Below are 13068 nucleotides of genomic sequence, written 5' to 3'. Positions count from 1 at the left end.
GCTATACATCACTTAAGAAATGACAACCGATACTACGTTTATTTTTCAACGCAGCATAGGTGATTAAGAGAGCTGTTTGCGTACCGTTGCGCAGGTCCAACAATTCTTGATTGAGGGCATACCCTTTGTAAAAAATATCAATTTCATGATGTAAATGCCGCAAAATTTGTTCTGCTCGGCGTAAATGCGTGGCACTGCGCACAAGCCCCACATAATTCCACATCGTACTTTTCAGGGTGGCCAAATCTTGTTTGATTAAATTCAAATCCGGTTTTTTGTCTTGGCTGATCCATTCTTTGGCAGAGGGCAAACGGAAGGTTTCCTTTTGAATATCCAACGCATCGGCCGCCGCACACAAATAGCCGGAACCTACCGCTTCCAGTAAAGAAGTGCTGGCCAAACGGTTCGCTCCGTGATAGCCCGTGCAAGCTGTTTCTCCGATAGCATTTAGATTAACAATATTGGTACGTCCCTGCACGGTAGTATAAACGCCCCCGCAAAAATAATGCGCGGCCGGCACCACCGGTACCGGTTGTTTGGTCATATCAATTCCTTCATTTAGACAGGTTTGATAAATCGCAGGAAAACGGTTTTTAATAAAATCGGCTGGTTGATGGGTAATATCTAAATAGACGCAATCGTGGGAAGTTTTCAAGCGTTCCTCTTCTATGGCACGTGCCACAATGTCGCGCGGAGCCAAATCTTTTAGCGGATGATAAGCAGCCATAAAGGCCTCTCCGTGCACGTTACGCAACACGGCACCCTCTCCGCGTACTGCCTCGGAAATGAGAAAACTTTTACCTTTGGCAAATACAGTAGGATGGAATTGCATAAATTCCATATTCATCACACGTGCCCCTACGCGGTAGGCCATCGCAATACCATGACCATACGCATGCGCCGCATTGGTAGTGTGACGATATACTTGTCCCACTCCCCCCGTAGCTAAAATTGTCTTTTTTGCCTCAATAGCAGACACTTCACCGGAAACATTATCCAACACATAGGCCCCAAAACAAGTCAACGGAGCATATCTATCCATAATGTTGGTAGAACTGTGGGAAAGCGTCAATAAATCAACTGCGGAAGTATTTTCCAAAACGGTAACATTCTTTTCGTTTCGCAAAGCCTTATGAATAGAGGAAAGCAAAGAATGGCCCGTGGTATCTTTCCAATAAATAATGCGGTTTTTGGTATGGGCACCTTCCCGCGTGTAGAGCAAATTGCCTTGCTTATCACGAGAGAAATCCGTATGGAGATCTGCTAGAAAAATCTTTTCTACTGCTTCGCAACCGGCTTTCGATAATTCGCGCACGGCTGCTTCATTACATAAACCGGCGGTGGCTAAACGCACATCTTGCAATAACGCTTCTATGTCTAAATTCGGCTCATATACAATACCACCCTGCGCCAAATCGCTATTGGCGGTATCCCAATCTGCACAACTGAGCAAAACGACCCGTAACCCTTGGCGGGCCGCCTGATAGGCATATACGGAACCGGCAATCCCGGCCCCAATTACTAAACAATCTGTTTGAAGCGTTCTCATACGTATATTATATAAAAAGCCCCGCACCTAATGGCCGGGGCTTTTTAAGTAAAACAGTGCTAATCCATGGTCTTCTCTCTACAAACGGAACTCGCACAGTCTGAATATCCCATAGATTTGCAAAAGTCTTCATTTCCACGGCATTCATCCCTTTTTAGTGAACCATCCGATTTGGCAGGGCCATTACCTTCCAGATATACCCGCAAAGTGGCTCCGCTTCCGGTATTGGCGCTAGCCTCAAGATAATAATCCGTACCAGTATGCAAAATGCCCGCATAAGTGAAATTTTTAGTTTGCTGGGTTGTACACGAAACATTATTGAGTACACCGGAAATCGTTACCTCCAAATTACATAAACCACTCGGAAAAGAACGATTTTCGTAGTAATGGGAATCAGCAGCAGCAGCCAAAGAATGTAGCACTTGCTTTCCTTCATTAAAAGCAGCCCGTTCTATGGATTTGCGATATCCACCCAACGCCATGGCAGACAAAATGGCGACAATAGCAACAACAGCCATCAATTCCAACAAAGTAAATCCTTTTCTATTATTCATATGCACCTCTTTTTCTAGTATATAGGTTTTTGACTAAAAATTCAAATAATCTTTTGTTAATCCCGCAACGCAACCGGAATATACTATAATGATATCAAATATCCTATGAAATTGATTATTACTCCTCATAATTTAGGGCTTTGGGCAGCCTCTTACATCGTCAAAAAGTTTCTGGCTGCGCCTGCTTATCCGTTTACATTAGGTCTTCCCACCGGCAGCACGGTGGAAGAAATGTATGCCGCGCTATGTTCTTTGGCACAGCACAAAAAAATTAATTTTGAGCAAATACACACGTTTAATATGGACGAATATGTCGGTCTTTCGGCAAAACATCCGCAAAGTTATGCCTATTACATGCATCAACACTTATTTGACCCTATTGATATGTCGCAGGAAAACATTCACTTACTAGACGGGTTAACAACAGATGTTCAAAAAACTTGCCAGCAGTATGAAGAAGCTATCACTCAACAGGGCGGTATTGATTTGTTTTTAGGCGGAGTGGGCAGGAATGGTCATTTGGCTTTTAATGAACCCGGCTCAACGCTAGACAGCCGCACGCGCATGATTTCTTTAACAGATAGCACCCGACAAGCCAATGCGCGGTTTTTTAATCATGATCCTGCGCAAGTTCCCTCACATGCCTTAACCGTTGGCATCGGCACTATTTTAGAAGCGAAAGAATTACTATTTCTAGCCAGCGGACCGGCCAAAGCCTCGGCAGTAGCACGCTTGGCGCAGGGAGACATTACTGCCCAATGGCCCATTACCGCTTTGCATGCACATCATCATGCTATGTTACTCATTGATTCACCGGCAGCTGCCGAGCTTCCACAAGCGCTGCAAGCAGATTGGCAACGTCACAACCGTCGCCAACCGGACCAAGATTTTTATATAGACTTATAAAGAGGATTTTATGAAACATTTTTTTATTACTAATGTTCGTCTGATTACCCCTCAACAGGTCTTAGCAGATCACGGGCTGGAAATAGAAGCAGGTAAAATCAAGGCCGTTTTCCCCATGAAAGAGGCTCCTCTGCCTCTGCAACAACCTGTGGTAGACGCACACGGAGCTTTTGCCGCGCCGGGATTAATAGATACGCATGTTCACGGCTTGGCTGGATTTGGAACCGAACAAGGCACTCCGCAAGCCTTGCTCGAAATGTCAAATGCCTTAGCAAAGACAGGAGTAACTGCCTTTTGTCCTACCCTCTACTGCGCGCAACCCAGTACATTGGAGAAATTTTTAGAACAAATGACTCCTGCCTTCGGACGAGAAACCGGTGCCCGTTTATTGGGTTTTCATCTGGAAGGGCCTTTTATTTCTCCCGAAAAACCGGGGGTCATGAAACCGCAGGATATCCTACCCGTAGATGCAAAAGTACTGGAACGCTTATATAAGGCATCCGACGGACATATTATCAGCATGACGGTAGCCCCGGAACTTGCGCATATAGAAAGTTTGATTCCTTTCTGTCAAAAACATCACATCTTACTACAGGCCGGACATACCAATGCTTCCTATGAAAACTTTATGCACGGGGTTTCTCTAGGTATTACCCATACCACCCATTTGTTTAATGCCATGCCCCCGCTACATCACCGCGCGTTAGGCGCCGTGGGAGCGGTACTGTTGCATCCGGAAATTTCCGCAGAAATTATTGCAGACGGCGTACATGTTCATCCGGATTTGGTAGTCGGTCTGCGCCGTTTTAAGCCGGTTGAAAACATCGTACTGGTTACCGATGCCCTGCGGCCTACTCTTCAAAATAATCCCCCCTTCATTGCTAACGCAGAAGAAGTGAAATGGCAAGACGGCGCGTGGGTACGCCAAGCTGATGGTGTGTTGGCAGGTTCCGGATTAACCATGCTGGAAGGAGTAAAAAATTTAATTTCGTGGGGATATACTTTGCCGCAAGCCATTGCCTGTGCCAGCACACATCCGGCCCGCATTTTAGGACTTGAACAAAAAGGCTCTTTAAGCGTTGGAAAAGATGCCGATATCATCTTATTAGATGATGCACTGCAGTTGCAACGTGTCTTCTTAGCGCATCGGTCGGTTGTTGAGTGATTTATCTTTTTAGTAAAATAATGGAAAGCGATGCAAAGCCGCCGCTGGTTTAGGCGGCTTTTTACATTATATATGACAGATATAAACACAACCAATCAAGCTACCAATCCCTTTAAGGCGGCCTCTATTTCCAGCCTGCTGATTAAGTTTTCGGCTCCGGCCATAGCGGGGATGTTTGTCAGCGCACTCTATAACATTATTACCCGTGTTTACGTGGGGCAAGAGTTCGGAGCTCCCGGAATTGCCAGTATCACGTTATTGTTTCCGATGGGATTTTTCTTCATGGCTTTTGGCGTATTGATTGGGATAGGTGCTAATGCGCTTTTTTCTATCCGTTTGGGCGAAAAACAAGAAGAAGAGGCTCGGCTGATTATCGGTAATGCGTTTGTGATGCTTTCGTTAATTAGTTTAAGCATTATGGCATTATGCTACTTGTTTTTAGATCCTATCTTGCATTTCTTAGGTGCTGATGAAATCACGCTACCCTATGCTCGGCCTTACATGCAGCTTGTCCTTCCGGGATATGCGCTGTTCCATATGGGCGCCGGCATGAACAATTTTATTCGTTCCTGCGGACATCCTAAAACTGCCATGGCCACCCAATTTATCGGAGCATTTCTGAATTTAACCGTTGCCCCTCTGACGATCTTTGTCTGGCATTGGGGAATACGTGGAGCTGCGGCCGCCACTTTGTGCGGGCAGATCGTTTCTTTTTCATGGATTATGTTGTTTTTTTGCAATCCTCGTTCTAAGTTCCGCTTGCGTTTGCAAGATATGTGCTTGCGCGGTAGTATCATTTGGGCCAGTATGAAAATAGGATTCTCTCAAATGATATTTCAATTGGCATCGAGCGTGCTTAATTTCTTACTCAACCACGCACTACTGCGTTACGGAGGAAATGTGGCGGTGTCGGCGATGGGGATTGCAGTCAGTGTCAATGCCATATTCCTAATGCCGCTCATTGGCCTAAGCCAAGGGGCACAGCCGCTCATCGGCTATAACTACGGAGCTAAGAAATTTGCCACCGCTTTCCACACCTTAAAAATAGCTTTACGTTGGGGAACAGGCATTGGGCTAGTGGGCTCTGCCTTAGCTCTTTGTTTTGCCCCTTATATCGCACGCGTTTTTAATACCACCGACACCGAGTTACTGAGTATGACTGCTTATGCAATCCGCGTACTCAATATCTTTACCCTGTTTGCGGCCTTGCAAATACTGGGCACCAGCTTTTTCCAAGCTATCAATAAACCCGTACAAGCTTTGATTTTAAGTTTATCCCGCCAAGTACTTTTCTTAATCCCTTTAGTGATTATTTTGCCTTTGTTTTTCGGCTTAAACGGAGTATTTTTCACACCCCCCGTGGCGGATGTATTATCTTGTCTGTTAACCTATTTTATGTTACGCGGATATTTTGTTAAATACAAACAAAATTTCTTCTTCAGTAAAAAGTTTTAAACGTTGTGCAGGACTGCAAACATATTTTTTGATGTTAAGGCACACTAACCCCAACCGCTGTACATTGAGAACTTGCTGTGGGACGGAACAATCCAGTTCCATTTGATTTCCAATATTGACACATTAATTTCTTCATCTCCGGGCATTCACTAGCGGAATTAGACCATGAGAGTGCTGTTGTCAAAGAACTGCGACGAGAATAAAATCCTCCTAAATACCACCCATCGCCAGGAAAGGTTGCTAAACTCACTCCACAACCTTGCAAATATTTATCATTTCCTAAATCGGATATGGTAATATTGGCAACGGTCGAGTTTATTTTTGCCTGCATCGTAATATGTTTTCCAGCCACCACAATTTCATCAATACCACCCGATTGATTTACAACCGGATAAGAAATATCTAAGGAAGTCCAAACCTGATTGCTTCCGCCACCATTTCCATTTCCGGTAAAGAACACATCTTCTGATCCAGGATATCCATTGGCCATGATATAGGCATCAATAGCTTGATGATAAGCACCATACAGAGTCATTACCTGTGCTAATTGCGCCTTCACTACTGCCTTTTGATATTGAGGAATTGCAATCGCAGACAGTACGCCGATAATCAGTACGACTACTAGTAATTCTACTAGGGTAAAACCTCGTACTATACTGTCATTCCCGAAGGCCGTAATCGGGAATCTCATCCACTTTTTTAATACGGTTGAGATCCTCGATAAAAACACTCGGGGATGACAAGGGCTGTTATATAGGAAACGACTTGTTTTTATATGTTTTTTCATATGTTCTCCTCGAAAAATAAACCATGCTTTAACGGCACAAAAACACCGCTAAATTGCGCGTAAACGACAAAAGTGTCACAAACACTTCAGCACATAAGAAAATCGTAGCAAAAAAAAAAAACGAGTCAAGTGTTTTTTATTTCACGACGACAAAACGGCCAAAAAATAAACAACACCATCTGTCATTCCCGAGTGTCTTTGTCGGGAATCTCAGCCGCTTTGAGAAAAAATTTGCCCCGTATTTTGTACGGGGCAAATGGGTTACTCAAAATATCCTGTCTTTATTTTATGACTGCTTCTTTCTTGAGAAAATCAAATACCTTGCGTTCGTTCAAAGTAGCCAAGATATGTTCCTTGCGTTCTTCAAAGAACGTGCGGATTTTCTTTTCGTCTTCTTTTGTTTTGGCGTTAGCAGTTAAGCTCTTATCCAACTCGGCTTGCCAATCTGCTTGCGTAGCTTCCAAGTTTTCTTTATGGGCAATCGCATGGATAATGTAGCCGATGCGCAAATCTTTTTCCACCGTCGGGCGGATGCGTTCTTCAAAGCTTTTGCGTTGTTCTGCGGTGAGCTGTTCGGGTTTCATTTGCGTCACATTACGCACAAAATTATTCAGAGAATGTTCTGTATATTCTTCCACCAAGGTTTGGGGCAAATCAAATTGATTCATTTTAATCAAATGGTCTTCAATTTGATGCACCATATCCCGTTCGGCATTGTCTTTGGCTTCGGCATTGAGGCCTTCTCTAACACGGGCTTTTAAGGCTTCCAAGTTATCAAAGCCCATATCTTTGGCAAAAGAATCATCCAATTTAGGCATAATTTTATTTTTGATATCATCTACGGTTACGTGGAAGGACAAGGTGTCATTTCCTTCTTTTACTTCAAAATCTTTTTCATCACCTTTTTTCAGTCCTTTGATATTTTGCGCCAGTTCCGGCATGGTTTGCGGAGCAGACATATCAATCAGTTCGCTATCAGCGCTGAGCTTATAATCCTCCGTTCCGTTTCTTTTACCGGTATATTTCACCACCGCATACACTTTGTCGTCAATAACCGTGCCTTCAGCCGCACTTTCTAAACGGGCATTGCCTTCTAAAATACGGTTCAAATGAGCGGTTACTTCTTCTTCCGTGGCGGTTTCAGATTTTTTGGTTACCGGGATAGCTTTGTAATCTTTTACTTCAAATTCCGGCGCTACATCTACTGCCAATTCAAATTCAAAATCTTTTCCTTCGGCAAATTTATTAAAATCAGCTTTTGTCAAAGAAGGAATGGTAACCGGATTTAATTTGCTTTGGTCTAATGCGGCAGAGATTGCACTTTTAATTGCCAAGTCCAATGCACGTTCCTGAATGTGTCCGGCAAAATTTTGTTTGACTAAATCCAAAGGTACTTTACCGGCGCGGAAACCTTGCATTTGAGCACGGGATTGCACCTGCACAGCGGCGTTTTGGAATGCTTTATCAATTAGAGTAGAAGCGGCCTGTACATTTAACGTAACCCGGCATCCTTCCTTAGAGATTTGTTTGGTTTTTACTTCGTCCGCGGCAGCGGTTTTGAAAATGGACATGATACAACTCCTCGTTATGAAATATGTTGGACGGAGAGGGACTTGAACCCTCAAGGGTTTCCCCACATGCTCCTAAGGCATGCGCGTCTGCCAGTTTCGCCATCCGTCCTTGTTAGGTTTTAAGAAATGGGCCATGTGAGGCTCGAACTCACGACCTTACGCTTAAGAGGCGTCTGCTCTACCAACTGAGCTAATGGCCCGAAATCAAGATAGTTTTATTATAGCAAAAAATAGGTTACTAAGGGAAATCCCTCTGTTTCAAACAGATAAAAAATGGCGGCTTGCCGTGTAAACAATATACATAAGAAATAAAATTCTACTTACAAACGCTCTCAATTTAGCTATAATGAGAGAGTACTATTTTATCTTACAAGAGGTATAGCATGAAAAAATGGCTTAGTGTTATATTAAGTATTACAATGGCTTCTATATTGGGAGCCCAAGGGTTAAGTTTTGAATCGCTCGGCGATATTGACAGTATTATGGAAGACAATGCGTTCAATGAAATTACGAACCGTTATTCCGCCACACAGCTTTCTTTTTTCCCGGAACAGGCCACTCGTTTAGGTTTTGATTCCGCCAATAATAAATTAGATGTACGCACTCCGGAACGTGACTCTCAGGCTTTACGCGCTTTGCGTATCATCAAAGATGGACTGGACCAAATTAATCGCAAAAAATTGTCTGAACAAAAAAAGACGGAATATGATACTTTGCAGGCCCGCTTGCAATGGGAAATCAAACAAATTTCTCAAAATCGCACCGCGTGGGATCCTATCTTATACGCGCAAGCCTTTGATGCCTTGCAAGATCTCCGTATCAAAACTTTAACGTACCGCGATTTGCAAGACCGCGACTTGGCAGAAAGAGTGCATTATTTGCCCGGCGTAGCAGAACAAGCGCAAAAAAATCTGGTTTCCCCCGCTTCGTTCTTGGCGCAAATAGCCATGGAAAAAGCCTATTATGCCTACTTATCTTTTGATGAGATTGCCCAGTATATTTTATCTCGCGCACAAGATGATGTCAGCCGCAACCAAGTACGTACCGACTCTCGCAAAGCCAAACAAGCTATTAAATCTATGTTTGATTTATTCAAGCAATTGGCTCAAGAAAATACCGAGCAGGATTTTCGTTTGGGAGATAAAAATTATGAAGCCCGGCTTCAGAGTTATTATTTCATTTCTCAAAAGCCCAAAGTAATGACCAAATTTTTAGCCAAAAATTTCCAAACTGCGCAACAAAATTTAACCAAGGCCTTGTCTGCTTTTGATTTACCGCCGGCCGCTACAACCCAAGAAGTAGTAATAGAAAACATTCAAGTGCCCGACGGGGAAACGGCCGATGCTGTCACGGTCTCTGCCATTGACCAACCGGAACAATTGCCCGCAGCACCTTCTCAACAGCCGGAACCTCCGGTGTCCTTAGGGGCCAAGTTTTATGCCATCAGCAAATTGATTACCGGAGACGTAGCCAATCAGAACTTTATTTCTGCCTTGGCTGCTGAAACCCAAAAACTGAGCCAAGCATTCGCCCAAGATTTTGTGTTTCCGTTGTCTAACGGAACTTTTACGGTCAAAGAGATGCCTACCTATTATAGTTACTTTTATCCGTATCTCTTTGTTCCTCCGTTTGGTACGCAAACTAATCCCAGCTTTGATATGTTCTTGCGACTGCCCAGCGGTAATGAGCTGGCTAAGCAGGAAATCTTAAACCGTGATTTCAATACCCCAGCTCTCAAATTATTAGTTGCCGGACAGTTAATACCGGGCTTGTCTTATCGGTCTGCCTATAACTGGCAAGGGCTATCTGCTTTCCGCAAGCTCTATCCCGTACCCACACTGCGCAATGGGTGGGAAGTTTATTCCCAGCATTTAGCCAATGAACGGGGCTACATTATTACAGACGAAGAACAACTGTTCTTAGCGTGGGCAGACTATTTGCGCGCCGCCGGTGCTATTGCAGACTACAGCTTACATAACCGCCAAATGACTTATAGCGAAGCGTTGAATTGGTTGACGGATGAAAACGGCATTGAGAAAACAACTGCCGAAACCATGCTCAAACAAATCGCCGCACAACCCGGCGAGGCCGTCAGCTATATTTACGGTTATGATGCCCTTAAAAACTTACGCGCCAAATATCAAAAGAAATTGGGCAAAAAATTCCTCTTATCCGATTTCCACGCTAAGCTGATGGCCATTGGGGACATTCCCCCCAATCGTTTGGAAGCGGAAATGGAAAACGCGTATACGCGGGAAAAGAGTCGCGTCACCCAAGCTCTTACTTCTCCTTTCTACATGAACTAAACGAAACATTAAATTAGTTTTGAAACCCCCCGGCTACGACCGGGGGTTTTTAGTTCCGTTACGCTTTGCTAATTTTAATCACGTTATCGTACGATAGGATAAATGTTAATTATAAGTGAAATTTGTTATACTGATTAGGTAGTATTACAATTTATTCTGTTTTTGGAACTATACGAAGAGTATAGAGCATTATCCGCAAGGATAATCTCACGCTAATCCAAAAACAGCCGATATCAAGCACAAAATGAACGGACTAATTACCCGGGCGTTTTGTGCTGAATGTTTGCCACTCACTGAGTGGCAAACTACGGCTGTTTATATTGTAAGGCATTAGCGTGAGCTTACAAATAAATGGCCGTTTTTATTTGTATTTTCCAACAACAGAAAAAAAGGAGAATACACATGAAGAAATATAACAAGGGTTTTACCCTTATAGAACTGTTGGTGGTAGTACTCATCATTGGCATTTTATCGGCCATTGCCTTACCGCAATATGAAAAAGCAGTGGAAAAAGCAAAAGCTGTTCAGGCACAAACTCTACTCAAGGCAGTTGCGCAAGCTGAACAATCCTACTATTTGGCTAACGGTACTTATCCCACTAAATTTGATGAATTAGATGTACAAATTCCATTTACAGAGAAATACAATCCTTTTAATTACGATATGCTCACCGATTGGAAATCAAATGATGAATGGAGCATTTTACTTTATAATTCTTCCGTTCCTTACCATGGAATAGAAATCTATAGAATAAAAGGAAAATATAAAGGAGGAGGTTTCCAATATTGGTTTAAACGCGATAATTTACCTGAAAATCAAATTTCGTGTTATGAATCTGCCTCCGCAGGTTTTAATTTACCACAAGGAAGTTACTGTATCAACTTATTTGGAGGTGTTCAATTTCAAAACAGTAAAGGATTTACACTTCCCTAAAAATAACGCGGCACGGAAATAAATTGTGTCGCGTTATTTTTTACTGAAGATTTATTTTTCTTACTTTAACAAATTACTCAAACTGAAAGTTTCTACTTCTTCTTTCATTTTGGCAATAATTTCGTCTACCGGCAAGGCTTGCGTATTTTTACCATCGCGCAAACGAATGGTCAGCTTGCCTTCTGCCGCCTCATTCTTTCCGATAATAGCCGTGTACGGAATATGTTGCATATGGGCTTCGCGGATCTTCAACCCTAATTTTTCCGGACGGATATCCAGTTCCGGACGCAAACCGGCGGCCTTCATCTTAGCGGCCACTTCCTTGGCAAACGGAATTTGGTCATCTGTCAACGTTAAGAGTTTTACTTGCACCGGCGCTAACCAGAGCGGGAACCAACCCGCATAGTGTTCAATGAGCACTCCGGTAAAACGTTCGATACTGCCAAACATCGCGCGGTGCACCATGATCGGGCGCTGACGTCCTTCCGGCGCAACATATTCCAAGTCAAAGCGTTGCGGCAAATTAAAATCAAACTGAATAGTAGACAATTGCCACAAACGGCCGATGGCGTCCATTACCTTAATATCAATTTTAGGCCCGTAGAAAGCCGCTTCTCCGGCGTGAGTGGTATATTCAATATGATTTTCTTCTAGTACGTGTTTTAATGCATTCTCAGCACGTTCCCATTCGGCTACGTCTCCGGTAAAATGTTCCGGATGTTCGGGGTCACGGGTGGAAAGTTCCACCGCGTATTTTTCAAAGCCAAAAGTTTTGAAAATGTGCATGGCATACTCAAAAGCCTGTTTCACTTCGCCTTCCACTTGTTCGGGCGTGCAGAAAATATGAGCATCATCTTGCGTAAATCCGCGTACGCGAAGCATCCCATGCAACGCACCCGATCGTTCATAGCGGTACACCGTTCCTAATTCACTAAAACGTAACGGCAAATCACGATACGAGCGCAAGTGCGTTTTATAAATTTCCACGTGGAAAGGGCAGTTCATCGGCTTAATTTGATAGGCCTCATTATCTACTTCCATGGGGTGGAACATACTGTCTTTATAAAATCCGGCATGACCGCTGATTTCAAACAAGTGTAACCTAGCAATATGCGGGCTGACCACCAAATCATAGCCGCGTTTTAAGTTTTGGTCTTTAATCCAATCTTCCAAAATTTTGCGCAGCATACCGCCTTTGGGATGCATTAAAATCAGTCCCGGTCCGACATGGTCATTAATACTGAACAGATCCAGTTCCGGTCCTAATTTGCGGTGGTCGCGTTTGGCGGCCTCTTCCTGTTGCTTCACATAGGCATTGAGTTCATCTTTGGTATTAAAACTCAACCCGTAAATGCGCTGCAACATGGGGCGTTTTTCATCTCCGCGCCAATAGGCACCGGCAATCGCGGAAAGTTTGAAATTATTAATTTTGCCCGTATGTTCCACGTGAGGGCCACGGCACAAATCAGCATAATCGCCCGTCAAATAAACGGTAATTTGGCCGTCTTCCAATTCTTCTAATAGTTCCAATTTATACGTTTCGCCGCGTGCTTCAAAAAACTTTTTGGCTTCGGCTTTGCTCATCTCTTTGCGCTCAAAAGGAATGCGCGCTTTAATGAGTTCTTTCATTTTAGTTTCAATAGTTTTCAAATCTTCCGGAGTGAATGCATGGGAGCAATCAAAATCATAATAAAAGCCATTATCAATGGCAGGACCGATACCCAACTTGGTACCGGGGAACAACTGCTGTACGGCAGCGGCCATAATATGCGCACAAGAATGCCGTTTCATTTCAAGTTCATTATTTTCCATAATTGTGTCCTTAAGCGACTAAAGCGCCTA

9 protein-coding genes, 2 tRNA genes and 1 pseudogene are annotated in these 13068 nt (G+C 43.5%); 5 read left to right on the top strand and 7 right to left on the bottom strand.

The features are described 5' to 3' along the window. Window position 1: 1 nt before the first annotated feature. Together IKN49_06405 and IKN49_06400 are read right to left on the bottom strand one after the other, a co-directional pair. On the bottom strand, window positions 2-1549 hold the full coding sequence (locus IKN49_06405; protein MBR3632666.1) for an FAD-binding protein: 1548 nt from the start codon (window positions 1547-1549) through the stop codon (window positions 2-4). Between the two features lie 59 nt (window positions 1550-1608). Continuing rightward, window positions 1609-2103, bottom strand: coding sequence for a prepilin-type N-terminal cleavage/methylation domain-containing protein (locus IKN49_06400; protein ID MBR3632665.1), 495 nt, complete (start codon window positions 2101-2103; stop codon window positions 1609-1611). 105 nt (window positions 2104-2208) lie between these two features. On the opposite strand from IKN49_06400, the gene nagB reads away from it, so the two are divergent. The 3 genes from nagB (at window position 2209) to IKN49_06385 (ending at window position 5629) form a co-directional block, all read left to right on the top strand. Beyond that, window positions 2209-3009: a glucosamine-6-phosphate deaminase gene (nagB, locus tag IKN49_06395; GenBank protein ID MBR3632664.1), complete on the top strand. Its 801-nt coding sequence runs from the start codon at window positions 2209-2211 to the stop codon at window positions 3007-3009. A 10-nt stretch (window positions 3010-3019) separates the two neighbouring features. Beyond that, window positions 3020-4174 (top strand): N-acetylglucosamine-6-phosphate deacetylase, encoded by a 1155-nt coding sequence (nagA, locus tag IKN49_06390; protein ID MBR3632663.1) that lies wholly within the window; start codon window positions 3020-3022, stop codon window positions 4172-4174. 72 nt (window positions 4175-4246) lie between these two features. Continuing rightward, the gene (locus IKN49_06385; protein MBR3632662.1) at window positions 4247-5629 is read left to right on the top strand and encodes an MATE family efflux transporter; all 1383 of its coding nucleotides are present in this window, start codon (window positions 4247-4249) and stop codon (window positions 5627-5629) included. Window positions 5630-5663: 34 nt separating this feature from the next. On the opposite strand, the gene IKN49_06380 is transcribed toward IKN49_06385, so the two are convergent. From IKN49_06380 to IKN49_06365, 4 genes are all read right to left on the bottom strand, one after another. Next, window positions 5664-6320 (bottom strand): prepilin-type N-terminal cleavage/methylation domain-containing protein, encoded by a 657-nt coding sequence (locus tag IKN49_06380; GenBank protein ID MBR3632661.1) that lies wholly within the window; start codon window positions 6318-6320, stop codon window positions 5664-5666. Between the two features lie 377 nt (window positions 6321-6697). After that, window positions 6698-7987, bottom strand: coding sequence for a trigger factor (gene tig / locus IKN49_06375; GenBank protein MBR3632660.1), 1290 nt, complete (start codon window positions 7985-7987; stop codon window positions 6698-6700). 27 nt (window positions 7988-8014) lie between these two features. After that, window positions 8015-8096: transfer RNA gene (locus tag IKN49_06370), tRNA-Leu, on the bottom strand. An 18-nt stretch (window positions 8097-8114) separates the two neighbouring features. Then, a tRNA-Lys gene (locus tag IKN49_06365) sits at window positions 8115-8187 on the bottom strand. A 183-nt stretch (window positions 8188-8370) separates the two neighbouring features. On the opposite strand from IKN49_06365, the gene IKN49_06360 reads away from it, so the two are divergent. Both IKN49_06360 and IKN49_06355 read left to right on the top strand, forming a co-directional pair. Beyond that, complete coding sequence (locus tag IKN49_06360) at window positions 8371-10293, top strand: DUF885 family protein (protein MBR3632659.1); 1923 nt, start codon at window positions 8371-8373, stop codon at window positions 10291-10293. Window positions 10294-10695: 402 nt separating this feature from the next. Then, window positions 10696-10791, top strand: a pseudogene (locus tag IKN49_06355) (prepilin-type N-terminal cleavage/methylation domain-containing protein). 495 nt (window positions 10792-11286) lie between these two features. Here the strand turns inward: IKN49_06355 and IKN49_06350 are convergent. Then, complete coding sequence (locus tag IKN49_06350) at window positions 11287-13038, bottom strand: threonine--tRNA ligase (protein ID MBR3632658.1); 1752 nt, start codon at window positions 13036-13038, stop codon at window positions 11287-11289. Window positions 13039-13068: the final 30 nt, after the last annotated feature.

The organism is Elusimicrobiaceae bacterium (genome assembly GCA_017528825.1).
Taxonomy (GTDB): domain Bacteria; phylum Elusimicrobiota; class Elusimicrobia; order Elusimicrobiales; family Elusimicrobiaceae; genus Avelusimicrobium.
This window is presented reverse-complemented; position numbering and strand designations above follow the sequence as displayed.